Consider the following 25,172-nt stretch of genomic DNA (forward strand, 5'->3'; position numbering starts at 1 on the left):
TGCGGAACGATGCCGCTGTACATGGGCGTGATCACCCTTAGAAAGGATGAGGCAACGTCGCCCCCCCTACCCGACTCAACTGACCAGCCAACCTTCATTTAATGGTCTACAGCCGAAGGTTGATCAATAGCCAAGCGGCTTTACGTAAGCTTCGACCTAGACGTTTCGCCCTCTGTGAAGATCCACATGGAACCTGTATGGAGACCCTCAACATGCCAAGGCGACTTACAACTCAAGAATTTGACTCGATGATGCATGAGTTCGACATGGCCGGTGAATGGATGTGTAAGCAACTCGTTCAGAAACGTGTGCAGTCACAGCTCGCTGGGCCTGAGCCGTTGAGTCAGGCCGCCGATTCAATAACAAGATCTGAGGACACGTGACTCTAGGAATAGCTATCTGAGCATGGCCAGCCGAGTTATCTGCAATGCAATGAGCAGTGCATTAGCATTCGCGCCTCGGGGATGTTGAGCATGGCTCCTTCTGGGTGGGTTGACGGTCACGCTTCATACCCAGCATTCCTGCAAGGTGCCAAGCGCCTCGCTGTCACGAGCGCTTAGCAACAATCAACAATCAACAATCACGGAGCATGTAGCAGTCCGCAGCCGCTCTGCTACGCTGGTTTCAACCCAAGTGCGCGTACAGGATATCTTCATGCTCAACAACGTCAGGTTCGACCTTTCCGACTATCTGATCCATTTTTTCAGGGACGTCGACCAGAGCAGTACTGACGGCATACTTTTCCCAGAACACGCTCGGTTTAACAACGTTGCAGAGTCCGAGATTCTAGACTCGCTGTTTCTCATGCGCTGCGCGCTACGCCACCACAAGGTCTTTGCAACGTGGTCGTATCGTAATGAGCGACCCACAGTTTATGGTCGCTCACCTGCAGTTTGTTTCACCGATATGCCGTTGGCCGCCTTCGTTCAATCCAGCAATGAGCGTCTGGCGCGCGGCGAAAAAGTTGGTCGGTATGCGTTCATGTTCCCTAAGGCTGCGATGTTCAGCGTAGGTGCTCGCCCCGCGATTTATGGTTTGAGCCAAGACGCTTGGGAACGCCACGGCGTTCGCCCGTTTCGAGTTCTTGAGACTGATCTGCTTCCATTGGCTGAGCAGTACCGCTACGTCGCCTACAGCATTGGAGACGACAAAACGATTGACTGGACGCATGAGCGAGAATGGCGATGGCCGTACAGAGGGGAACAGTCGCATTTCGAGCCAGGTGGATATAACAATCTGGTCGAAAGCTTGGAGGAAATGCCAGGGCTAGACTTAGAGAGCACGCCCATCAGTGGGATGGGCGTGTTGGTTCAGGATCGCGAAGATGTGCAGAAAATTGTTTATGACATCCTAACCCTGGTAGACGCCGAAATTATCCATCGGTCGATGTTCAGCTTCGTGATACCGCTGTGCGACGTAGAGCAGCATGGCAGCATCATGGATCCAGGCCGCGTATCCAAGCTGATCAATGAACACTTAGTTGATCTGGCTCCCTACTTCTCCATCGCAGAAAATCGAGTAGACGAGATCAATTGCCAGGTCGATGACATTATTGAAACGATTTTCGCATCAGTTGGCCATGAGCCGAAGGATCGAGACGACGGCTTTGGAAAGTCGTGGGTGTGGATTCCGGACAACGGCTCTGAGCTAGTTAGGGCGCTTTGTGCCACAGACAGGATCATTGTCAGTACCGAAGGCCGGTACCTGCTTGATATAGCCGATTTCGATTCGTTCCCTGAGGGTTTCGAGGAGCACTACTGCAAAAAAGTTGCGCAGCGTTTGGCTGCTCAGTACAGGGTCAACGCCACGCATTTCACTGTGCGCAACAGCCTGAGCTGCGACGGCATACCTTTCTACACGGGTTTTCACGACGATCATCCGTTCTATAACCACACCAGAATTTACGATTAGCGTCTGGTGATCGAGGGGCCTTGTACGCTCAGGCCCCCTTCCTGACCAAACCTTCAAATCCCTCCTAACGTTCGAGTTTTGCATGCTCAAGAACGCGCCGTTTGCCGGTGCCAGACATGTATTCAACATGCAGATCATGGCAGCCGACGATAACGGCAAGGAGCTCACGACCGTCGAGTCGATCAACAGCGAGTATCTGCCACTCCCTAAGGTCTATTGAAGACGGCGTCGGGTGATTCTGAGGATGCGTATGCCACTCCCCTATATATCGCACCAACCCGTTGCTTTCCTTCCAGCGTTTCATTGCTAGGCGATGATGAAAGTAAGGCATGCGCTCGAAAAGAAACCGGAAGCGTCTGTCCCAGAAAGAGGGTTCAGTGGCTTCAGTAATTTCCAAATGCTCGCCGCGAACGTGGCCCAGTAATATCCCCCCTGCTTCCTTCGAGTCGATGCCATCCTGGATGTATCGACTGAAGACTTCCAAAGGCTGCTGATTCACGTACACCAACTGCTCCGTTCCAGGCACCACCCAGGTCTTCACGAACGGCATGCAGGACATTCCGCAAAAGGCAGCGGCGAGCAATCCGGGGTTGCTAGCTCGTAGCTGTAGTCGGTTAACCGAGTAGAAAGCGCAGGCCACAGTTTGCCTGCAACCCATGCCAGAGCGGTATCTAATGCCAAGGCAGCAGCTTGAATCGATACAGATGCAGGAAACGGGACATACAGCCCTTCACATCCCTGCCCTGCGAATATAGGCGGCACACCCCCAACGACCGGCAACAGGCTGCCTCGGCTGTTAGCTTGCGTGAGGCATCGATAGCAACCTTGTTCTGGACGTTGCTTGATCAGGGTGCGCACAGCGACACCCGCGCCTTCGATCCAGACGTGCAAGGTTGGACAGGATGCAGCCTTGGCAAGCCAATGTCCGAACGCCTCCTCCCCTGTGGCATCAATAATCAAATCCAAGCCGGCTAAATTTACATCCTTGGCATCGCTGGAAAAGTGGGCCACTTTCGCAGTTGGCATCGCGCCGCCCAGCTCTTCGGCCATTGCAGTTGCTTTACCTTGGAAGAGTTGGTTGAAGCCCAGTCGATGTCGACCGAGATTCTGAGGCATCAGCGTGTCGTTATCGATCAGCACCAGTTCACCACCGCCCGTTCCAGCGCCGGCCTTGACGAGCATCTCAGCGAGAAATCCGCCGATGGTGCCGCACCCAATCATCCCGATGCGCTTGCCTGAAAAGGTTGTCCGACCCGGGATATTGCGCTGGCTTAAATATGCGTCATCAAGTCGGAGCATCGTAAGAAGAGTGACAGCGCATTCAAAGATGGGAAGACGCTGATCAGTCGAACGTTGATCATTGGGTCGGTTGGCCTGAAGGTCGTGCACAAGAAAACCGTAGCTGTATCCAGTCTTTTGAGACTCGATGACGACCATGACATTCGGCTGCCCATCTCGGTACGCCGCGGTGATTCTGTCGCGAATTTTGCGGCGGCACGCATCGTCCAGCTCTGCTTGCCAGTCGAGAATATGACCGACTGTTTTTGGCGGCCAATTTTTTTGAAGTGGTCTCGGCGCCACGGTGGACGTGATCATCTCAACCCGCGTGTAGAACTCCAAAATCTTTCGGCGTGCATGCGTAAACTTGAGCCGGCTTCTCTCGACATCGTCGGTAAGCACATAAAACTTGCTGTCCGACAGTTGAAGCACATTCAGTGAGCCGGACGAGCGACGATCAACATCATAAAAGCAGTACGCGCCTTCCCAGTAGATGAAGAACTCCTCTTGCAAATCGTCCTTCATTTTCCCGGCGATAATTTCCTCCAGTACCTCAGTCGCCTGGAGCAGCGACGTCCGGGTTTGCCTTACCGGGTCGTAGATGTCTATGACCTCGGTTCCCGGCGCTGCGTAGCATAGATATCCGTTCGGGCTCAGGTGAGGCACAAGGTTCGGTAGTGGCTTAGGCACACCGGTCACCCATAATTTCAAAGGACGTTCGAACGCGCGATCAATCCACACCTCGCACTGAACAGTCCCCTGAGTGGAGGTAGTCAATTCTCCGGCCATTGCCAGCCAACTTGGATTCGGCTGGGGTTCTACCTTGATAAATCCCCATCCGATCATATGGCGCAACACTTCGGGCATGGAATCCATACGTCAGCCTGCCTTGGTGCGTTTCACAGGCTCCGGCGGGCCCGCGAGAGGGGCGATCGCAGCCATGGAAGCTGGCATGCCTTCAGGATTGGACTTCATGCGGTGAGGCGCATACGGGAACCGGTCGCCCAACATGCTGTGCACCCAGTTGTAGGCTGTCTGCGCATCCGCTGCATCAATAGCGCCTTGCAGGTACTTCGCAAATTCTTGGAACAGCTCTACGGCCTCCGCGATCGCCTCTTTGGGCATGTGAGCCGTGAGCGACGCTTCGGGATCGATGGGGCTCTGGACGCCGTTGCGAAGTGCATCCGAAATGCCCTTAACCACGTTCAGCAGAGCCCGGTCATCGCGCTTGTCAAAGTACTCGAAGAGAGGACATGCTGCTGCCATTAGCAGGATTGAACTAGGGCCTTTGTCTTCCCACTGCTTGTCACGAAAGGCCTTCAGGTAACGAACCACCCGAATGAGTTGGTCGCCCTTTTCCTGGCATTCGCGCTTGAACCAGTTTTTCATCGCCATCGGATCAGACTTACGCCAACCCTGCTTGAGGTCGGCCAACAATATCTTGTCCGAGGGCAAGGTCTTCCAGCTGTCGCGCTCAGAATTAATCGCACTGTCAAACGTTGCGTGGCCACGGCTTTCCATGCTGGCTTTGATCAGCTTGAACAACGTGTCTGGAATCACATACAGGGGAAGGTCAATGTGAGCATAGGGAGAGATCGTGACCCTGACACAGGTATCCTTACTCTCGGTGCACCACCCTCTTTCGGCACACATCGGCCCGAGCACGTCGATGACCGCGTCGAAGAACAAGCTGATCGCGAGCTTAGGACTGCTCTCCTCGCGCATGACACTCAGCGGAAGGTAGACGCCATCGTCGATATCGGACTGCTGAGGCGGCGTTGTGCAAGGGCTGTTGAGGGTTTTGTACGCACGCGATCCCTGGATGTAGAACCGTGGCTCACAGATTTCACCTTCAAGCCCTTTCTCACTGAGTACGCGAGGCAGGTCAGCTTTCAGGGCTTCGCGAATATCTTGACGCGCCCCATCAATTTCGGCCAGCTCATTGGACTTAAGGTCGAGTTCATCAAGGAAGCAGGCTTCCCCAGTAGTCGTGAATAGCAAGGGACTAAAATTTGGCATGACGCCTCCGCTCAAGGGCTGAATGAACGGTGTCTCCGACAATGCTGACCCTCACACCAAGACTACCGAGCGCCATGCTCATGAATCTTGTCACTGCAACCCTACGCCAACCACGTAATTCCAGAGGGTGCAGCCCTACCCAGTACGTCAGCCGAAATGCTCGATGACACGTGCCACCTATAGTGCCATCACACCACATATAGATCAAGCGCCATTAAAAGACACTACATATAGTATTAGCCAACAGTGTTGCGCTAGCTAGCAATGGGCCTTGTGAACGTTACTTGACCCGCGGTGTTGAGCCCTTCCGTCCATTTGCGGTCGGTGAAATAAGTGCCCTCCATGACTAGCCGGTCGCCAGATTCCTTGACGAATACCCTCCCCGCACCGGTGTGCTGATTCGTGTCAGTTGCCAGTGGCACCCGGGTGTAGTTGATGAACATGTAGTTGAGCTCAAGCAGGCCAGTCTGCTCACTTGGCCGGACAGATACACTGATGGTCTTTGATTCCGAGTAGCCGTCAGCCCCAACGAACTCCATTTTGACGCTGAAGAGGCGAGCTTTGATCTTGACCTTCCCCTCAACAATGTAGAGCGCAGACCCATCCCCTTGGCCAAGCCATTTATGCATGATCCCCCAGTTGGACTTCAGCTTCATGTCCCACTCACCGTCAATGGGCGGGAAGATTTTGCAGACAAAAGGCAGCTTGCACAGCCATACGAACATGAAGGTCTGGCCCAGAAAATAGAAAACGGCAGCGCCTATACCGACCGCAGAGGACACAGGCCGACGAAGATCCATCACTGGGCCAGCCAACAGCACGGACATGTCCCGGTAATGCAGCAGCAGGAAAATGACCACACATGTGGTAGCAAAATACCAGAGGGTCTTGGTGATCCCTATGACTTGATACATGCCGTTCCTCTATGAATAGGGGTAGAAGTCTCACCCTATACGTTCGGCTACAGGGTGTATACGGATGTCCCGATGCGGATGATTTACGGGAGAACAGCGTGACAATCCAGGCCAGCTACACCCATACAGCAATCCCGACAAGGGTAGCCCCTACGAGCCAAGATTTCGGAGGGAGCCTGAGCAGGTATCCATGAAAACCGCGAGCCAGAGGCTCCGAATGGTATACACGCCTATTCTGGATGTTCAGAGCCGGATAATTAACGATTTTGCATGGTTATCAACATTGATCACGCCTTCGACCAAAGTGGCGTGGGGTGCAAGGCGGCCGCCTCCGTCCAAGGCACAGGCGCAGAGCCTCTGTCGAGCAAATGTGGAACGCCGGTAGTCCACAAACCGCCCTACCCTAAAGAGGTCTATGACAAACCTGTCTTCGTCGAAGGACGATCCCGCCTCTTCCCCGAGGCCCATTCGCCGACTGCCGATTCGGTGGGGATAAAGAAATCACGGCAGCCACCAACAGCTCAGAAGACCTGATAGAGAACATCCAACACAATCGCTAACGGATGCGAGTGGTAACGATCAAGGAAGCGCTTGGAAGGGGAAAGACTGAAGAAGGTGGAGTAGGCCCGGGGCTTAGCCTGGTATGAGCCGGCTTTGAACTGCCAACTGTCTCGCAAAGACATGTCTTTTTAAGACCTCGCCGCGAGCTTTTCCTTCATCAAATGCAGTAGCGCAGCGTTCATGGCGCTTGTAGGTGACCCTGTATTACCTTTAGAGAATGTAGCCTTCCGCCCAAAGAACACCTACGTAGACAGAAGCAATAGGCCGGTCACCTAGTGCGCGCCATGATTGTGCCGATCCAATAGAGCGATGACATATCTGGAATCTATGAAATAGATTTTTCGCACTTCTGCGTCTCCACGCAAAATCATTCCGACGTAGTGAAGGAAGCCATCAATTCTGGCGAATACCGGCCCACCGCTCATTAGGTTCATGGGGTGATCCACCTCCTCGACGTCCATTGCGTAGATACCTTCCACGCCTGTGTCATTGCCTAGACGTCCATGCAGAATCGAAGCGATAGGGACAATCTTGAAGTTTTCAGGGTCGTATCGATCCTCAACGTCCGGGTATCCTGCAGCATAAAGGGATTGCCCCTGCTTAAGTTCAGATGCGGGCCGATTCCACTGATCCAGCTTCCAAGACCACCACCCCAGTTCATCATGACCGTTCGGCAGCCCCCGAATGTGCCATGCATAAATGTCATCAAGCTCATCCCGATCGAGTCGAGGCGCTTTAGAGGGGGTACCCCCACCATACATCTCTAAGGTAACCTCCGTACCCGGAACCAGAAGCCGAAACTCCTTGCGTTCGGCCCCTAAGTTTTCGATAACGTGCAAAGCCGTAACCGCGAAATGAACACCATGCCATATGACGACAAACAGCGACCCTCCGCCCCACTGCGCGTTATCGTACGTTGCTGTGCCAGGAATTTTTTGGAAAAGAATTGGGCGGGTACCCGTCAGAAGCGCTGTTCGCAGTTCGATCGTAGCCTTTCTTTCAAGGATCTCCTGCAGTTGCACAAAGACCCTGCTGTGCTCATAAGGGGGCATTCTTAGGCGTTCCGCAGAATTCAGCTGCAGAAGCTGATGAAGAGGCGCTATAGCCTCGGTGCGCAAACCGTTGAAGGCAGCTATGAGGTGTTGAGCTGCGCGCGCGGGCGCAGTCTCGATCAAGGCCAGCCCGCTATGTAGGTGGCCAAGTAAAATTTCAGTGTCATCGGCAAGGCGCGCCCAGAGGCTAGCTTGTTCGTCATCGCCTTGCGCGGCATAAAAATCTGCCAAATCTAGGGCGTCGTGGCGGTTGCCTGACTGCCACCCCTTGATTTTCGATCCAATGAAATCTTCATCGGAATTGTCATATCCAGTTTGGTCGTATAGTGGTGGCATGGTTGGTACTTGATGGGACGATTGAAGAAAGCCGTCTAGGACTTGCCGCTAAGCTGCAAGCACGTGCGTAGGCTGTAGGTGCATTTGTAGTTGGCAAGTAATTTGCACATCAGCCGAAGAGCCGTAGGTGGTTACCTGAACGTTCGATCAAAACCTGCCCTTCATTTCGGATGCCTGAAGCTTCGTGAAGTACTCTCGGATGAGCTGGGCAGCCTCTGCATGCTCTATAGCGATCCCCAAACACCTTGGGACAGCTCTACCTGATTCAACAGATCATGCCCGGTATAGCCGCTCTCATCGATTCGGAAGCATTTCATGTAGAGCAGCTCGTGAGCCATAAGCGATGTCACCGTCCGGTGAATCCATCTTTCCGACCCAGTGACAAGGGCGATTTTACCACTCAAAATACGTAGACACTGTCGCCCGTATCATCAGGATTGCCATCCGCTAAAGACCTTAATCGCAAAACCCGGCCTCATGTGCTGCAGGGAGCGATGGGGTATTGCCATGGATTCAAAACGCTTGATTGACGCTTAAACCACGCATGATAGAAAAGCGCGGGTCGATCAACTGGAGCTTGTTATCCGCCTTCAACCTGCCGACAACCACGCGATAGCTTTTCGGTTCTTCAGAAAGCGTTTCTGGGTTGCGCGCCAGTTTCTGAACAGCAGGTGTTTTGGCCCATGCCGCTACCGACTTCTGGCGAATGTCCACCGTCACGACCCATGACTTATCGACGGCCGAGCCCATTTGTTCGGCGTTTTCTGACGTATCTTTAATCTTGGCTATCTCATAACCCTGGGCGTAACAGAATCCTGACTCCTACTGGACGTAGGCAGCTTGCCCAGGGTCAGTAAGGGAATATGTCTTGCCGCTTTTGGCGAGCAGCCCCGCGGCCACCAGCGCGTCGAAAGCACGCTCATTGCCCATCGACGTGCCACTCCCGAAACCTTCCTCCAGAGTCACTGGGAAGGCTTTGAACATCGGCGCACGCACACATGAGGCGCCCTCAAGCTTAGGTTGCAACGCGGCCTGAATCTCACCTTCCGAAGGCCCGCCTGCGCAGGCAACAAGCATCCACGCACCACCGACAACCAACACCGCCTGTGTCACTTCTCTAATTTGTATCGTTTTATCCTTTACGATTGAAGGCGATATGGTCGTTAGGACGTCTGGTTCAGGTAAATGTTTCCATTCCTCCAAACTGTTGCTTCCAGACCTCGATGAGTGCAAGACCAACGTAAGCGTCCGGTAGATACACCTTGACCACACCATTTTCCCCTCGTTGACCTCGTAAGCCTAAGGTCGCTCATCGCCGCCTCGTACGTAAGGTGATTATGGCAAGCGGAGCATGCAGGCGCGGAGATGGAAGCCTGAAGGGTCAAGACACAAGCGAAGTAATGGTTTGGTTAACGACAGTCGTGCCGGGGCCGTGAGCGTCAACCTAGATTCCTAGAAGTATTTCAAACGCCGTCGTCACAGCTTGATCTTTAGATAATCTCTGAGATCGGCCATCGCTTACAGTGCCATAGACAACAGCTACAACGCCACTGCCTCGGCCATAGCCGAGGCAGATTGATCACCAAAATACAGCTCGCCTGCGACAGCAACGGCTTCCCGCTGACCGTAATGCTGTCGCTCGGTACAAGCTGGCGAACAGCTTCAAAGCCATAGTTGCACGAGCCTGCATCAAGAAATGCTTGCAGGCTGATTGTTTGGACGAAATCTAGCTCAAGAAGGTTTCCAACGATCTACCTCGCAGCTCGGCCCTGTGGCGGTGGGGATGGAGATCAACTCTATCAACGAGCCCCATGGCGCTCGGACATAATGCATAGAATTGCCTGTTCCTTTTTCGATACCAAAAAGTGCGTTCGGCCCGCGAAGCGGAGTACCTCCTGCAGCCAAGACACGATGGAGCACCCGGGCAAGATCCTCACAGTAAACGGCGAAGTGCTGAAGCCCCATGGAGCCTATTCCATCGACGCCCGGTGCTGCACCTTCGATCTCAAACAATTCAATGTTGGCACCTTCACCGAGACGAATCATGCGAGTCGCCACGATTCTTTGCTCTTCTTTCAGCGCTACCGTTGCGGCAAGTTCTTCGGGGGGGCGACGCGGTTGGCCATCGACCACTGTGTCGTAGACGATAGCTGCATCGAAGGCCTCGTGAAAGAACCGGGTTGCTGCCTCGATGTCTGGAACCGTTATGCCTATATGATCTATGCCACGTACATTGCTAGACATTGAGCATTCCCACCTATGGTCGACCCAAGAAGGAGTTGATCAAAGGGTTCAACGCTGGAGCGCACTCCTCTGGAACCCAATGGCCGCAATCTGGCAACACGTGCGATTCAACGTTAGTGGCGTAGCGGCGGATGTTCTCAGGCTGCTGAGCACCGAACCCGCCGTTACCCCCACCGCCAACCGCGAGTACAGGCATTGTCAGCTTAGTAGCCACCAGCTTCTCGTTCTGCTTAATCGATTGGGGAAGCGCACGATAATATTCAAATGCGTGGTGGAAGGTCTGGGGCTTAGAGTATGACCGCACGTAACGGTCTACCAGTTCGTCAGTGAACACCGCTTGGTTGCTGGCATGGTGACGAATGAAATGCGTCAGAAACAACTGCTCGTTTCCTTTGACCATTGCGTCGGCCAACTGACCCGAGGCTGCGAAGAAACTGTGGTGCCATCCAGGTGCCTCTCCGGTAGAGACGAAGGCTGGCAGCGAATAGAGCGTTTCGTCAGGAATGGTCGCTTCGATGAACGCAGCCTTCACGATGTCCCCTGGATGGCGGGCAACCATTGGATAGCTGTTCCAGATACCAATATCGTGTGCAACAAGATAGAAGGGCTTGTCCGCACTGATCCGCTTGGCAAGCTTGTGCAGGTACTCCGAAACATCCACTCCGGTGTAAGTCGTTTTCGGCGGCGCTGACAGGCCAAGACCTGGCAGGTCGACTGCTACGACCGTATAGCGTTCTGCGAGTTGCGGCATGAGGCTATTCCACTCATACCATGTCTGGCCGAAGCCGTGGACAAGCAGCACAAGGGGGCCTTTGCCGCCGCGTACGAAATGCAACTTCACACCGTCAACAGTCTCATAGGCGCTGGTAAAACCTTCGGGTATCGGAAACTCTGCCTGTTGGGCGCTGACAGCTGGAGGCGGTGCAGGATTGATTTGTGCTGCGTTGGCCTGAGTTACACCCATAGCGAGCGCAGCAACGGCTAGTGCAATTGCGTGGAGCTTCATGTTTTTCACCTAGTGGGACGGTAAATGATTGGGCGATCAGCGATCTTGTTGAGCGCGACTACCGGGAGGAAAGGCATAGCGACGTGCTGCCAGTGCTATTACAAAAGCGAGCAGTGCGAGAATGGCGACAGTGGGCGGCAGCATGGACGTACCACCTTGCGTAAGGAGCGCCCCGCCAACAGCTCCGCCTGCCGCGATTGCCAGGTTCCACGCAGTGGTTACCATGGCCTGGGCCAAGTCGACGCCATCGCCGGCGGCATCAGCTGACGCTGTCTGCATCATGGCGCCCGCGCCGCCAAAACCCAGGCCCCAGACGACGGCGCCCAGATAGACCGCGATGCTCTGCTCTGCAGCAATACTCAAGAGCACAGCGGTTAATGCGAACGAACCGATTGATGCAAGCACCATCAGGCGGAGCATCCGGTCGACCCAACGCCCGACTACCCATATACCAACAAGCGAACTTATTCCGAACGCCAGCAGGACTAGATCGACTCGCGATTGCGAGGCAGTGGAGAACGGCGCAATGTAGGTATAGAGAATGTTGTGGGCAGTCATCCAGGCCAGAATGACAAGTAGAATCGGCAGGACACCCTTGGTTCTGATGACGCCTGTGAGCGAGGGGCGATTGTCCCCGGTTCGACCAGGAGCATCGGGAACTTTGGCGATGATCCAAGCGATCAACATGACAGCAAGTGCCGATAGAATAAGGAACGACCCACGCCACCCTACCAAGCTCCCAAGGAACGTACCCAACGGCACACCAAGTGATAGCGCCAGGGGGACACCTACCATCGCGACCGCCATTGCCGGCCCAGTCTGTTCGGGACGGACTATGCTGCGTGCGTATCCCGCAAGTATTCCCCACGCCAAACCTGCGGCACATCCTGCTATGAATCGTGCGATCAGTACGACACCGATTGACTCAGCCATTGCGGTCAACGTGTTGCCGACAACGAAGCAGATGATCGTTGTAAGCAAGACAGGCCTGCGGCGCAAACCTTGGGTCAGACTGGTGAGTGGGATTGCCGCCAACAGAGATCCAAGTGCGTATATCGCGACAAGCTGCCCTGCAATAGCTTCAGAGATCTGAAGGCCAGAGGCGATGCTAGGCAACAAACCGGCGGGTAGTGTCTCAGTGACGATGCATAGAAAGCCTGCGGCGGCTAGGCCAGCCAATGCCGCGATGGGTAGTCCGGGGCCATTGGCAGGAGCCTCATCGGACAGGCTTTGAGATGTGGAGGGCTGCATAATTTTCCTCGCGATTGGCGTACTGGCTGCCGTGCAGAGCGCTAGCTGACAGCATGGATATTTACGTTAGCAACCACTATATTATTCACAAGCCTTAAAGTAAACGGATTATGTAATGACCATTAACGTAAATAAGCGATCCCGTGGGCGACCGCGCCAATTTGTCCTTGAGGACGCCATCCAGGTCGGGCAGCATCTGTTCCACGAGTACGGGTATGAGAACGTCAGCGTCGCATCGCTGACCGAAGCGATAGGGATTACTGCGCCGAGTTTCTATACGGCCTTTGGCAGCAAGGGTGCGTTTTTCAACGATGCGTTGAAGCACTACTCCGCGACTGTCGTGCCACTTGACACTTTCTTGATCCCAGACAAACCGCCGCAGACTGTACTGAGGGAGATGCTTAGGGCTGCGGCGCATGCATACGCCGCACATCCGAACCGCCGAGGTTGTTTTATTCTGGAGCATGCGAAGGCCGGAACCACTGAGTCGGGAATAGCTGCTAAGCAAATCGCAGACGAGAATCGTGCAAAAGTGATGGCGTTTCTCGAAGCATCTGGCATCTCCGCTGCTAGCCACGTCGTAGACTATGTCTCCGTGACCATGCTTGGCCTGTCGACTGCGGCGAAGGAGGGTTGGGAGGAAGAGAGGCTGATTGCAGTCGTGGAGACCGCCGTAGTAGGCCTCAGCCAAATAATAGCCAGGGCAAAGGATATACCCGAAGAGTCTTCCTGAGACTTCCACGCACGACGCTTTAACTGCGGAGATCATGACGGCGGCCTTGCTGGCGTCGTCCGACTATTGCCTGGTTTCTCCCTACACCTGCATGCTTCCTGGTCAACCCAATGTAGGAGTCTTGCGTGATTAAAGCGATTGCCACAGACCAACAGACCGTCTTTTGGTTTAGCCATCATGCACGACTACTTTTACCCGATGGACGCGGCGGTTGCCGATCAGATAAGCGCACTAAGGCTTCGCGGCACCGAACACGCAATGACCCAGCCTATGGCCGTTTTGGGCCCAGCGCGTCTATCTATCGGTTCGGTGGCGAGCCAGATTGCATTGGTTCGAATTACCGCAACAGGTCTCATAGAAAGGAGGCACACGCGGCAGCACTTTCGGTCGGCCAGTTCACTTCTGGCGGTACTAGGAGTGGTGGGTTTCATCGCAGATGCTCGATGACGCAGCCTGGGATGCCCTGCGTTGAGCGGCGAAGGTAGCGAGATTGAAAGCAGGTTGCCGCTCCATGGCTATATTCGTTTGTACCCGAATCCGTTTATGAACGAGGTTCGCTCTAAGACTGTGGTGCTAAGCGATACGTTCGGCTGCACATTTTCTTGCAAGCTACAAAACGACTCAGTCGAGAAGTAATCTCATCCCCATCTCTGATGTCCAATGAAAAGCTCCCATCTAGTCTATTCCGCTGGCGCGGCTTGCTGTTTTTTCGCCGCAAAGAGTGTCAGATAGTTCAAGTCTTGAGGCACTAGTCTATAGCTTTTCTTGGTTTCAGAAAGCACGAGATTGCCCAAGGCGAATACCCTGAAGTAGTCGGCATCCTGTTGGCCAAGGGTGTTATTGAAAAATTCACGGAACCTGTAGGCATCCATTTCTTCGCTTGTCACTTTAAGGTAGACGCCCTTTCCTCCTACACGACCTATGAACCAGAGCATGAATCCTCTGCCTCCCTTGCGCGGCTCTAACCTCGCGCCGCCCTGTATGACGCGGGCAGGCATGGCTGGATCGGCCTTAGATACATTCGGGAAATACGATATCAGCGACATTTCGCCCTCACCGGCGACCTTGAGCCGTAAAGCGAAGAACTCGTGAGGCTTTAAATCTTTGTGTGCATTGCGATAGCACTCAACGAGCCGTTCAAAGCTGCTGGTACGATTCCTATTGGAAAACGAGTCACCTTTCGCAACACCTCGTTGATCCCGATCGCCATGAGTAGAAGGATCTTCACCCGTACCTTTTTGCGCTCCTAGATCGGGCTTAGGCTTTGAGGGAGAAGGGTCAAACTCATTGATGTAGTCATGAAGCTTACGCTTAGCCTCTTGATCCGTGGACTGAGCCTGCGACGCTTGGGTGAGGCCACTCACACCCAGTTCCTCATCCTGCCAAGGGCACCCACGCACATGCCCTTCAGCGGGGTCGCGAAAGTGCGCAGCTTTATAGGTATCTGCCGGTAAGCTTGCATAGTTCACCCCGATAATCGTAGGCGGCTTTTCTGATACCAGACACGCCGAGTATGAACATTGGAACGTGAATCGAGCCCTCGGCTCAGAGAGGGAAAAGTACGCTCTGCGTGCTTCGGTAATCGAAACGGTGGCCTCAAGCTCTACACAGTACGCTTCGGTGATTCGAATCTTCACGGGCATTCCTTATCGTCCTATCCTTGTGGTTTGGGCAGACTATCCCAGCACGATGGCCCTTGAGAATCACTAGCTGTACGCCATAACCGAAGCTGACTCTGCGCTGACCAAACCCGGCAGCTCACAGATCCACTCCTAGCCGTCGACGTCCCGCAGCACCTTGCACCTTTGCTTATCGCCATTGCGGCCGCTCCAGTTCTGGGATACCTTTTTCGCAACTTGTGGTGATTGCATCTCAAGCTCAAAGGTAAGCCGCTGAACACAGACGAAGAGTACGTTGCCTTGGCGAAGGTCGGCAGGCTTCTCTGCCTTGGTAGCTGGCTGGGCACGGCGTTTTAGAAGGACAAGGGCGTGTCACTTCTGTTGGCCAGTACTGCCCTGCTGACTGCTTGATTCAGCTAAACCGAGGCCGTTAATGGAACTTGTTTCGCTTGTCTGATCTAATTGGTCAGCAACAGACATAGAAACTGTCGAGCTAGAGCTCTGGCCAACTGTAAAGCTGGAAATCGACTTGTAAACCTTGCAGATTTACACATCAAAAAGAAGGTTTACAGCAGCCCTACCCCCATCCTAGTCAACCGCAAACCCGCCCCCCGGGCCTGCCTACCCCTAGATTTGATGACAACTCAGAGCCCTAGATCTGTACCCAAGAGATCGTCACGCATCTCATCAGTAGCATGGCCATCGGCAATCAGGCGTCGCTGCAGATGGCGAACGATGTGCCATCTCAGCCGATGTCTGATTTCTAAGTATTCTGACTCACCTTCGTTTCGAGCGAGCGGAAGTGAAAATGAGGCGAGGATATTGAGGGTGTCGGATCCCGCCATGCTCATATGCAATCGAGTCAGGTCGTCTATTCCTGGCTGGCGTTTGTATTCTGCGAACGCTTGGCCAATTACTTGATGAAAAGAGGGCCCATAGGCCCGTGACGCATCCATCCAGATGCTCGCTTCCAAATCAGATCCAAGATTCACGCGTTCTCGCTAGGCGAAATCACACAGAACACAATATTGATATACAACACTAAAATCAAACATATAAACACTACATATAGTATTTTTGAAAAAAATCGTGTGTACTTTGTATTCAAAGCGTAAGCAGCAGCCTGCCGGCTGCAAAGGAAGGCGACCTCTTCTAGGCCCCCGGCCACATCGCTCTGCCATCTGACCAAGTTTTACCTACAAGACCGCGTTAGCAAAATTTCGCAAGCATCCGATGTAAAACCGTCTGAATACCTCGGCAATACCGTGACCTGTGGTATTGCTGCTTTTCCTTTGCCCTCAAATATAGAACCCCGTCTGGTTTTGAAATTTTCAAGGGGGTGGGGTAGCAATGTTGTCGCAATTCTATAAGAAATGCCGACTTTAGATAAGTTTGTCTGACACAGGCTGGACATTTCGCTTGAAGTGCAGCTTTCTAGGCTTATAGTGATGTCCGTGTGTGCACGTGTCCGTTGCAGACATTGCGACTGTGAATCACCCTAACGCACGAGCAATAAAACTACGCCTAGATCAACACCTGCTTGGCGAAATCCACTAGGTCGCTAATGCCGTTGGGATTGGATCTGTCCAGATGTACGCCTGTGATACCAACGGTTCGTGGCCCGTAGCAATCGCAACGTAATGAGTCGCCCGTCATGACGATCCTGTTCTCGCCGAAAGCGTCACCAGGCACCATGCCAAGCAACGCGCAGGTCTGACGATACATGTATGGATCTGGCTTAGTCGCACTGATTTCATAGCTAAACCCGTAGGCGTCCAAGGTCGGGAATAAGCGGGTAACCGCCCTGCCGTACGGGTAAGCCAAATTGCTACAGACCGCGACGAGACGCTTGCGCTCTTGCAGCAGAGCAACGGCTTCAAGGGCATCGGGATAGGCTTCGATAGAGCTTACTTCTGCTTCAAGCATTTCTTCGATCTCGGCCAGCCGTGAGGCGGTTATGTCGATGCCCAGATGCCCTGCTGCTTGGGACAATCCTCCGTTGAACATCATGAGAACCCGCGCATCATCCGGCCGAGGTTGGCGACCATTGCGGCGCCCCTCTTTCAACAACAGACGGTAAGGATGCGTGCCCGTATTTATTCGAAGGATTGTGCCAAAGGCGTCGAGTAAGATTGCTTTGTATTCCATCACCTCTCCCAAGCCAGAAAGCAAACAATCAATCCACTCAACAGAGCCTCGGCATCTGCGACCTGTGACACCTACTCGCCTGGCGGACGCAACTGCGCCCCTCTGACAGTGACAAGGTCTGCAGATTTACGAAAACCGTTGCCGATCAGCACGTACACAGTGTCGGGCGTTTCAAATATGCCCTCTTCGCGATACGAAGTAGCATAACCTGTCATTACGGTATCCCCGATGCGGAGCCTCCCGCTGCTGTGCAACTGGACGAAAATGTGCGTACATGACCATCGGGAGCATCGGCTTAGGTAAGGGATCCGTAGTCACGTCCAGAGGTACGTCGATCAGCACCCAGGCGCAGACCGCGCACCAGGGTTTGCCGGAAACGTGAAGCTTTTCCTCGATAGCACAAGCGCTGTCCGGCCCCGCTCCCTTCACGTGCCGCCCTTCCAATGCAATCATTTGGCGAACTGACAAAAGATCCATGGTCATTCCAATGGTGCTGATAGCAGCTGACACTGCGGGTCGATTAGCACGTAAGCGCTCTCAGTGCGGGTGATCGCAACGAGGTGATCAGCAATCTCGATGAACTCAACGACGTCGGACGTCCGAATCAGACGACCGATCTTGAATCTATCCTTACGATCAAAGTAAACCCTGCCGATTAAGCTGAATCCCTCCATGGCCGGCTGATGCAAGTAAGCCGTGATCGCCCGTCCGAAATTGACGCGAGAAGCTCGTGCTACCCCTGCGGGCACATCCAAGTTGGGTGTCATGGAGTCGACCTTCAAGATTGTTCGGTGACGATGACGTAGTGATCCTTTTGACTCAGGCTGCGTACCATTAGAAAACCTCCCTTTCTTGATATCTGGGTAACCTCAGGAGTCACAACGGTCATGCCATCGCGAATCTCTCCGGAGCGGTCGAGGTACGCTTGAGCCGCGTAGCGACCACCCATTCGTGCAGCGTCAATCAAATAGGCATCAACAGTGACGCCCCAGTCGAGACTGCTGGCTATTAACACCCCGGAAGGAACCACCGCCGGGTCGACCAGACCCAACACCTGCCTTTTAATCATGTTCAGATCTCCACAATCTTGTGCGGGTCGAACCCCGTTTCTTCACCGGGATACCCGCGAGCATTCGAGATCAAGTGACACGTGCCGAACATCTCATCAATGGATCGATGCGTATGCCCGAAGATCCACATATCAGCCTTTTCCAACAGTGAATGCCATCGGTTGAAATAGGCTGCGCTGACGTGACCTTCATGCTCATCGCCAGCTGCTTCAGCGATTGGGCAATGATGATTTACTACAACTGTCGTCCCTTCAAAAGGGGTACTGAGCTCTCGATCAAGAAATTCGCGGGCGGCCTGATTTTTCTCAATGAGGTCGGCCGGGCGCAGGCGGCGATACTGAGCATCAGCACGAATCATCTTGAAGTCATTCATTTCACGTGCGCATATCATTGAAGCGGCAACCACGTCTCCGGTAGCCGAAAAATCAGTCCAGCCCGTTCCGACCAAGAACCTGACGTTGCTGGCAATCCAAACCTCATTCTCAAGCACATGGACATGTGGCGCTGCTGCAGCCTTCATTTTGGCCAATGTACGGTCGAGGTGCCCTCTGTAAAGCTCGTGGTTACCGCAGCAGTAAATGACAGGGCACGTAAACGTCTCATTAGCCCATACCACCCCCCGGGCTTTAAGATCGATATCACCTGCGAGCACTACCAGATCAGCCTCATGGTCAGGCGGTGAGAATGTTGAAAACTCGTTGTGTAAATCTGATAAAACCAAAATTTTCATGAGCGCTCGCAGGCGTACCGCGCAGTTGGTGCTTACCGCTGGCATGCGCCAGATGATCAAGGCAGGGACGCTAAAAATAGTGGGTTTAGCGGTATATTGAGCCCGCCTCAGACAACGTTGAACCCCGTAGCTATGCACGCGCTCGCACATGCTCGCACATGCTCGCCCTATCGGCGTAGGCAGGCGTTGGGCCTCACCCAGCCCCCCCCCAGACAAGGACAGTCCCCTATCAGCAACTATATACAGTGGAAGGGGACTAAGCAACATGGCTTTATCGTGGGCTTTGGGAACGCTTCATGAACCTTAAGCTCGCGGTCGGCGCAGTGCTTCGCACGCTACGGAGTAAAGAGAAGCGAACCCGCGAAAGTCTTGCTGATGTTAGCAGCCATACCTACCTAGCCAGGCTGGAGCACGGAAGATCCGCGGTTACTCTGGAAAAGATTGAGCTCATCAGTACGACGTTCAATATCACCCCACTGACTTTTTTGACCCTTGCTCTCGCAACGAGTAAGGGCAAATCGATTGAGGAAGTACTGTCACAGACTCGCATGGAGCTTGACAGGTTCGAAGCATCCGGCGGGCTGGATGAGCTCAATAGTGAGATAAAAGATGGCGAGCTAGTCTCACGCCCCCCTGGTAGGCAAATTGACCTGCAAAGGCTTGAGAATGTCCTGAGGTGCAAAGCGCAGGGGATGTCTCAGAAGGACACCGCGGCGACGCTTGGGATCAGTAAGCAAACAGTGCATAAGCTTTGGAAACGCGATCAAGCGTAAACCTGTGCCTTGTCGTCTCATTGTCATCGAGCCCGATCCTCCTCGAGAAAGAGGACACGGGAAGCGCAAGCAGGCCAGTGAAGGCTATCGTCTTAATATGATAAGGCGAACCTGATCCAGGCTCAACATGAGGCATTGGCCAACCTGATGAAATTAACCATCGGGGCCAGATCATCCGAGAACCCCCAGCGCAGATCATAGGATTTCAAGTTGTCATAGCTCAGTGCAGCTCGCATCATTTCAACCTTATTGACGTTCCCCCACTGCGACTTCTCAATCGCAACGATTTCCTCAGGGTTTTCCACAATCCAGGTCGCGCTAGCAACACCGATCGGATCTATACCCATGACCAAATGACCCATTCACAGGGCGTCTCGTAAGACTCCATTGCCGACTCGAATTACATCTGCCATCACTGCTATTGCGATCTCGGCTGGAGTCTTGCTACCCAAGTTAAGACCTATTGGCGCATGAATGCGCTGCTTCTGCTCATGAGTAAATCCGCCAATGCGGGCCAGCCGCTCCAGTCGTTTAATACTTGTCCTAGTAGATCCCATCGCTCCGATGTAGAAGGCCTCGGTTCGGATGGACTCCATCAACGTCAGGTCATCAAGCCGAGGATCGTGGGTTAGAGCGACTATCGCCGTCTCTGCGTGAGATCCGCCTTGCTCAATGAACAATGCCGGGATGACTTCGAGCACTTGAACATTGCGTAACACGCGTTGAGCCTGTGCGACTTGTTCCGGCCGCGGATCACAAACAATAACTTCAAATCCTAATGCCACGGCGAAGATCGCGCAGTGCTCTGCTACCGGCGAAAAGCCGGCAACAATCAGCCGTTTGGCAGGGCCGACCAAAATTGTCACCTCCGATTCAGACCGGGTAACCCGAGCTTGTTTCGTTTCGGTAGACACAATCCGTTTAATACCAGTACCCACGCTGATGACCCGGCCGATGCATCGACTCCCGGAAAGCGCGTCTGCGATATGTTGAAAATGATTCAGAGATTCATTGCCTGGGGTGAAATGCTCCACCAGCACATCGAGGGCGCCGCCACATGGCAGCGCCAAGTTTGGTGCTAACCCACCCTCGCCGTAGCGGACTACTTCAGTGAGCTTGCTGAATCCAGACGCGGAAACTCGCTCAAGGAAATCTTCCTCTACGCACCCCCCTGATAGTGACCCACGCGATTCGCCGTTCGACGCTGCTACCAGCATCGACCCAGGCCCGCGAGGAGCTGAACCGAAGGTCGCCAGAACAGTTGACAACCACACCGGCCGCCCTTCCTCCAGCCATGCAATACCCTGCTGTATCACTTGCAAATCTAAGTGCTTCATGCGATCCACAGATGTTGTAGCTGAATTTCCACGATGACGAGCACTGACCGAAGGTGAGGATTGCTACAGCAACGGAGCTGCCGAGCAATCCTGCGATTCCTCAAACCGGTACGCTTTCCATCAACTTGTCCAGCGTGATGGGCAAATTCCGGATTCGTTTGCCAGTAGCGTGATAGACAGCATTGGCCACCGCCGCCGCAAAGCCAGTCATACCGATTTCCCCGATGCCCCTGGCGCCAAACTCGTTGAGGTGCAAGTCGGGATGATCGAGCAGAATCACATCGATCTCCGGCTGGTCAGCGTGCACAGGTACAACGTACTCAGCGAAGTTGTTGTTCACCGGCATCCCGTTGCGGGCATCGAATTCCGACGCCTCAAATAGCGCCATACCGATGCCCATCACTACCGCGCCTTCAACCTGATTTCGCGCCGCGAGAGGGTTGATGACCTTGCCGACGTCGATCGCACTCACCACCCGAGCAACGCGTAAACGGGAAATACCCGGATCCCAGCGAACCTCGACAAAGTGAGCTCCGAACGAGCGGAAGGAGTATTTTGAAACATCCCCGCCGGGGCTCGCATATTCCCCTTCCGCCTTGGCGAGACGCTGCCCTTTAAGGATTTGGACATACGAGGCGACATTGCTACCCAAACGTAGGCCGCTACCCTCAAGTTCCAAAGATTCCGGCGCAGCCCCCGGGAACGGGCCATTGGCGTAGACCGCGTACTCTCGCAACTTCCGAAGCGCCTCACGGCTGGCTTCGGCTACCGCCGGCATGACACTAGCCGTTGCCCACGACCCCCCCGACAGTGGCCCTGGGGGAAAGGAAGAACTGCCCAGTTCCACCTCAATGTTCTCCATAGGGATGCCTGTGATGTCCGACACTGTCTGCGCAACGATCGTATAGGTGCCGGTACCGATGTCCTGTACGGCGCATTGAGCCAGAGCAGTACCGTCGGCGCGCAGTAGTACGCGAGCATGGGCGGGCAATCTGAAGGCTTCCCAGTTGCACGCGCCCAGCCCGTAGCCGATGATCTCGTCACCATCGCGCATCGATCCGACCGCTGGATTTCGATTGTGCCAACCAAAGCGTTCGGCGCCCGTGGATAGGGCCTCGGCGAGGTGATTGCTTGACCAGGGCAAGTTACTGCTCTCATCGCGTTTGGCCATATTTAGCTGGCGAAACGCCAGCGGATCCTGGCCACATGCAAGGGCCATTTCGTCGATGGCAGATTCCAACGCGAAGAGGCCTGGAGCTGCTCCAGGCGCACGCATCGACGTAGGAGTGCCTCGGTGTACCTGAACGGACTTTTCAGAGACCGTGACATTGGCACAGGAGTAAAGACTTTTGGTAACGCCACCGCAGTTCTCGAAATAATCATCAGTCATGGACGTGGTGTTGATCGTTTCGTGGCGGATTGAGACCAGCTTGCCGCGCGAATCCGCCGCGAGTCGCAGCCTTTGGAGCGTCTCTGGGCGATGGCCGACAGTGGTGAACATCTGGGCACGGGGCACCACCATCTGCACGGGACGTCCAACTTGTCGTGACGCTTCGCAGGCAGCAATGGAATGAGGCCAGGGGAACAGCTTCCCTCCGAAACCGGAACCAATAAACGGGGCGTTAACCTCCACCTTGTCCGGAGTGAGGTCAAATACGCTAGCCAATACGTTTCGGTGATTCACTACCCCCTGAGTGGACTCGTAAACGTACAAACGCCCGTTCTGCCAGCGAGCGGTAGTGGCATGCATTTCCATCGGGTTATGCGTTTCTATCGGCGTAAAGTATGTCGCGTCCACTCGATGAGCACTGGACGTGAAAGCACCCTCAGCATTACCCCGAGTATGACCAGCACCATTATCTTTGGGCGTCGATGACTTGAGTGCGGCATCCATGGTCGCCACAGCAGCAGCCACCTCATAATCAACTTTTACGCGATAAGCTGCAGCTCTCGCTTGTTCGAACGTCTTGGCGACAACAAGCGCCACAAACTGGCCAGGGTAACTGACAACGTCATCTTCAAACGGCAGCCGACGCTCGTCCTGGTAGCATATTTTGGTGATGTCCATAGTAAACGCTGCTTTTGGAGCTCGGTGCAGGTGGTTCACGTTTGCATGATGCAAAACGGTTAACACCCCTGGCATGCGCTTGGCATCCTCATCGTGTATCGCACGGATGCGCCCGCTTGCCACGGTACTGTAAACGCCATAGGCGTACACCAGACCGTCAACTGGGTGGTCAGCAGCATAGGCCGCGCTGCCGGTTACCTTTTTACGGCCATCAATGCGCCGGTGGGGACTTCCTATTGTCTCTGCGCTCACGGGATGCTCCTCAGGCGATCAAGTTTCGAAAGTTTCGGACGATGGCTTGCTGCCCCAACGGGATCTTGAAAGCGTTTTGAGAGTAAGGATGGGCATCTTTAAACGCCGCCGCGGCTGCTTTTGCGACCAGCTCAAGGGATGCAACCTTGCCGATCAGCGCAGCCTCCGCCTCCCGCGCTCTCCAAGGCTTTGTCGCAAGACCGCCGAGAGCGATGCGAACATCGCGAATCCGCTGGCCGTCCAGAGAGACAATGATCGCGCTTGAGGCGAGAGCGAACTGATAAGAAGTGCGGTCACGCAGCTTCAGATACGCAGACTTACCGCCGGGGATTGGAGCGTCCAAGGTGATATGAGTGATGAGTTCATTGGGCTGGAGTGCATGTTCGGCCCACGGCGTATTGCCGGGCAGTAAATGAAAATCGGCGAAGTCGATTTCTCTGGTGCCGGAACGCCCTTGTACGATGACACGAGCCCCGATCGCGGCCATTGCGACGCACATGTCCGACGGATGAGTTGCAATGCATGAGTCGCTAGTGCCTAGGACTGCATGAACGCTGCGGTTATGACCATCAATGGCGGCACACCCCGAGCCAGGAACTCGTTTGTTACAAGGTGAAACCCCATCTCGAAAGTAGCCGCAACGCACGCGCTGCATGACATTTCCTGCGGTGGTAGCCTTATTTCTCAGTTGCGTGGAGGCACCGGCCAGAAGAGCCTCTGATAGAACCGAATAGTGTTCTCTTACCTGCGGATGCCGGGCAAGATCGGTATTAGTAACCAGCGCTCCAATACGCAATCTGCCGTCAGGGAGCCGTTCGACCTGCTTGAGCGGCAAGTGATTTATATCAACGACTGTTGGCGGTTGCATGATATCAAGCTTCACCAAGTCAAGTAGAGTCGTGCCTCCCGCGAGAAAGGCTTGCTGAGAGGTGTCGCTGCGACCTATGGCCTTAAGTACAGAATCAGCTTTTGTATAATCAAAAGTACGCATCAACCAATACTCCCCATTTTAGAGCGAGCAGACTGGATCGCAGATAGAATATTTTTATACGCACCACACCGACAGATGTTGCCGCTCATGGCCTCTCGAACACTGGCGTCGTCGGTTCCAACGTTCGGATCTTTCAGGATCGCGAGTGCGCTCATGATCTGTCCAGACGTGCAGTAGCCACACTGGTAAGCATCATGCTCCCAAAAAGCTTGTTGGATTGGATGCAACTGCCCATTTTTTTCCAGCCCTTCGACCGTGAGAATTTGGTCACCATCGTGCTGTACCGCAACCGAGAGGCATGAGTTGATCGCAACACCATTGACCAACAGCGTACAAGCGCCGCACTGACCCTGGTCGCAACCCTTCTTCGTCCCCGTGAGGTGAAGGCGGTCTCTGAGAACATCGAGCAAGATGGCATTAGTGGCAACGTTGAGAACATGACGCTGGCCGTTTACGAAAAGTTGGATACGCCGCTCGCCTACTGCTGGTTCTCCATCGGAGATCGCACCTTGTGAGCTTTCAGCAATCTGAGCAACGGCTTGCGGTAACCAAGTGGACACAGTAACCGCAGCGACGCTTGAGGCACCGAATTTCAGAAAGCTACGGCGCGACGGTACAACGCTGTCAACAATTGAAGATGGGGAGAGACTTACATCGTCATCCCGGTTAGCTTCATCGCTTGGCATAGCTCCATCCTCATCAGGGATCGTACGGTTCTTGGTTTTTTAGGTTCGGAAAGCTCAAGCAGACGTTCTAAATAACGCGGGCTGCCATTGAGTTTGACCGATTAAATTATCCGCTCGGCTAATGAATTGACTATCGCAATCATAAAATCACAGGTATGAGCTGGCTCGATTAATGAACGCCAATGCGCCGAAG

24 protein-coding genes are annotated in these 25,172 nt (G+C 54.1%); 3 read left to right on the plus strand and 21 right to left on the minus strand.

Annotated elements, in window-relative coordinates; translation table 11 throughout:
• Positions 1 to 654 precede the first annotated feature (654 nt).
• On the plus strand, positions 655 to 1,911 hold the full coding sequence (locus QRN38_RS00155; RefSeq protein ID WP_057417530.1) for a DUF4427 domain-containing protein: 1,257 nt from the start codon (positions 655 to 657) through the stop codon (positions 1,909 to 1,911).
• A 64-nt stretch (positions 1,912 to 1,975) separates the two neighbouring features.
• Here the strand turns inward: QRN38_RS00155 and QRN38_RS00160 are convergent, their stop codons facing one another.
• From QRN38_RS00160 to QRN38_RS00205, 10 genes are all read right to left on the minus strand, one after another.
• The gene (locus QRN38_RS00160; RefSeq protein WP_057417531.1) at positions 1,976 to 2,461 is read right to left on the minus strand and encodes a Mov34/MPN/PAD-1 family protein; all 486 of its coding nucleotides are present in this window, start codon (positions 2,459 to 2,461) and stop codon (positions 1,976 to 1,978) included.
• The gene (locus QRN38_RS00165) at positions 2,449 to 4,065 is read right to left on the minus strand and encodes a ThiF family adenylyltransferase (protein WP_057417532.1); all 1,617 of its coding nucleotides are present in this window, start codon (positions 4,063 to 4,065) and stop codon (positions 2,449 to 2,451) included. Before QRN38_RS00165 ends, QRN38_RS00160 begins: the two co-directional genes overlap by 13 nt.
• A gap of 3 nt (positions 4,066 to 4,068) precedes the next feature.
• Positions 4,069 to 5,208: a CBASS cGAMP synthase gene (locus tag QRN38_RS00170; protein ID WP_057417533.1), complete on the minus strand. Its 1,140-nt coding sequence runs from the start codon at positions 5,206 to 5,208 to the stop codon at positions 4,069 to 4,071.
• A gap of 254 nt (positions 5,209 to 5,462) precedes the next feature.
• Complete coding sequence (locus QRN38_RS00175) at positions 5,463 to 6,122, minus strand: hypothetical protein (protein ID WP_057417534.1); 660 nt, start codon at positions 6,120 to 6,122, stop codon at positions 5,463 to 5,465.
• A gap of 833 nt (positions 6,123 to 6,955) precedes the next feature.
• Positions 6,956 to 8,071, minus strand: coding sequence for a hypothetical protein (locus tag QRN38_RS00180; protein ID WP_057417536.1), 1,116 nt, complete (start codon positions 8,069 to 8,071; stop codon positions 6,956 to 6,958).
• A 513-nt stretch (positions 8,072 to 8,584) separates the two neighbouring features.
• Positions 8,585 to 8,821, minus strand: coding sequence for a hypothetical protein (locus QRN38_RS00185; RefSeq protein ID WP_235814492.1), 237 nt, complete (start codon positions 8,819 to 8,821; stop codon positions 8,585 to 8,587).
• Positions 8,822 to 8,893: 72 nt separating this feature from the next.
• Positions 8,894 to 9,274, minus strand: coding sequence for an SEN1982 family lipoprotein (locus QRN38_RS00190; RefSeq protein ID WP_235814493.1), 381 nt, complete (start codon positions 9,272 to 9,274; stop codon positions 8,894 to 8,896).
• Positions 9,275 to 9,802: 528 nt separating this feature from the next.
• Positions 9,803 to 10,315 (minus strand): VOC family protein, encoded by a 513-nt coding sequence (locus QRN38_RS00195; RefSeq protein ID WP_081025287.1) that lies wholly within the window; start codon positions 10,313 to 10,315, stop codon positions 9,803 to 9,805.
• A gap of 13 nt (positions 10,316 to 10,328) precedes the next feature.
• Positions 10,329 to 11,321, minus strand: a complete 993-nt coding sequence (locus QRN38_RS00200; RefSeq protein ID WP_217998279.1) for an alpha/beta fold hydrolase — start codon at positions 11,319 to 11,321, stop codon at positions 10,329 to 10,331.
• Positions 11,322 to 11,357: 36 nt separating this feature from the next.
• Entirely contained in the window at positions 11,358 to 12,572 is a 1,215-nt protein-coding gene (locus QRN38_RS00205) for an MFS transporter (RefSeq protein ID WP_057417538.1), read from the minus strand.
• 115 nt (positions 12,573 to 12,687) lie between these two features.
• On the opposite strand from QRN38_RS00205, the gene QRN38_RS00210 reads away from it, so the two are divergent.
• Positions 12,688 to 13,305: a TetR/AcrR family transcriptional regulator gene (locus tag QRN38_RS00210; protein ID WP_057417539.1), complete on the plus strand. Its 618-nt coding sequence runs from the start codon at positions 12,688 to 12,690 to the stop codon at positions 13,303 to 13,305.
• Positions 13,306 to 13,985: 680 nt separating this feature from the next.
• Here QRN38_RS00210 and QRN38_RS00215 read toward each other — a convergent pair.
• The 6 genes from QRN38_RS00215 to QRN38_RS00235 all read right to left on the minus strand — a co-directional run bounded on the left by QRN38_RS00215 (position 13,986) and on the right by QRN38_RS00235 (position 18,872).
• Entirely contained in the window at positions 13,986 to 14,948 is a 963-nt protein-coding gene (locus tag QRN38_RS00215) for a hypothetical protein (protein WP_057417540.1), read from the minus strand.
• A gap of 620 nt (positions 14,949 to 15,568) precedes the next feature.
• Complete coding sequence (locus QRN38_RS00220; protein WP_144433540.1) at positions 15,569 to 15,916, minus strand: hypothetical protein; 348 nt, start codon at positions 15,914 to 15,916, stop codon at positions 15,569 to 15,571.
• A gap of 532 nt (positions 15,917 to 16,448) precedes the next feature.
• Positions 16,449 to 17,072 (minus strand): HAD family hydrolase, encoded by a 624-nt coding sequence (locus tag QRN38_RS00225; protein ID WP_057417542.1) that lies wholly within the window; start codon positions 17,070 to 17,072, stop codon positions 16,449 to 16,451.
• Between the two features lie 71 nt (positions 17,073 to 17,143).
• A complete protein-coding gene (locus QRN38_RS28100) occupies positions 17,144 to 17,287 on the minus strand; it encodes a DUF6957 family protein (RefSeq protein WP_375233366.1) in 144 nt (47 codons plus the stop codon).
• Positions 17,288 to 17,850: 563 nt separating this feature from the next.
• The gene (locus tag QRN38_RS00230; protein ID WP_057417543.1) at positions 17,851 to 18,141 is read right to left on the minus strand and encodes a hypothetical protein; all 291 of its coding nucleotides are present in this window, start codon (positions 18,139 to 18,141) and stop codon (positions 17,851 to 17,853) included.
• Between the two features lie 2 nt (positions 18,142 to 18,143).
• Entirely contained in the window at positions 18,144 to 18,872 is a 729-nt protein-coding gene (locus tag QRN38_RS00235) for a metallophosphoesterase (RefSeq protein WP_057417613.1), read from the minus strand.
• Between the two features lie 296 nt (positions 18,873 to 19,168).
• Between QRN38_RS00235 and QRN38_RS00240 the strand changes: the two genes are divergently transcribed.
• Positions 19,169 to 19,645, plus strand: a complete 477-nt coding sequence (locus QRN38_RS00240; RefSeq protein WP_057417544.1) for a helix-turn-helix domain-containing protein — start codon at positions 19,169 to 19,171, stop codon at positions 19,643 to 19,645.
• 122 nt (positions 19,646 to 19,767) lie between these two features.
• On the opposite strand, the gene QRN38_RS00245 is transcribed toward QRN38_RS00240, so the two are convergent.
• The 5 genes from QRN38_RS00245 to QRN38_RS00265 all read right to left on the minus strand — a co-directional run bounded on the left by QRN38_RS00245 (position 19,768) and on the right by QRN38_RS00265 (position 24,979).
• Entirely contained in the window at positions 19,768 to 20,007 is a 240-nt protein-coding gene (locus tag QRN38_RS00245; RefSeq protein ID WP_057417545.1) for a hypothetical protein, read from the minus strand.
• Positions 20,008 to 20,982 (minus strand): XdhC family protein, encoded by a 975-nt coding sequence (locus QRN38_RS00250; RefSeq protein WP_057417546.1) that lies wholly within the window; start codon positions 20,980 to 20,982, stop codon positions 20,008 to 20,010.
• 100 nt (positions 20,983 to 21,082) lie between these two features.
• Positions 21,083 to 23,302, minus strand: a complete 2,220-nt coding sequence (locus QRN38_RS00255; protein ID WP_057417547.1) for a xanthine dehydrogenase family protein molybdopterin-binding subunit — start codon at positions 23,300 to 23,302, stop codon at positions 21,083 to 21,085.
• Between the two features lie 10 nt (positions 23,303 to 23,312).
• Positions 23,313 to 24,293 carry an FAD binding domain-containing protein gene (locus QRN38_RS00260; protein ID WP_057417548.1) on the minus strand — a complete coding sequence of 327 codons (981 nt, stop codon included), beginning with the start codon at positions 24,291 to 24,293 and terminating at the stop codon, positions 23,313 to 23,315.
• Positions 24,293 to 24,979: a (2Fe-2S)-binding protein gene (locus QRN38_RS00265; protein WP_081025288.1), complete on the minus strand. Its 687-nt coding sequence runs from the start codon at positions 24,977 to 24,979 to the stop codon at positions 24,293 to 24,295. Before QRN38_RS00265 ends, QRN38_RS00260 begins: the two co-directional genes overlap by 1 nt.
• Positions 24,980 to 25,172: the final 193 nt, after the last annotated feature.

This window comes from Pseudomonas sp. CFBP2511 (genome assembly GCF_030209255.1).
Classification (GTDB): Bacteria; Pseudomonadota; Gammaproteobacteria; order Pseudomonadales; family Pseudomonadaceae; genus Aquipseudomonas; species Aquipseudomonas avellanae.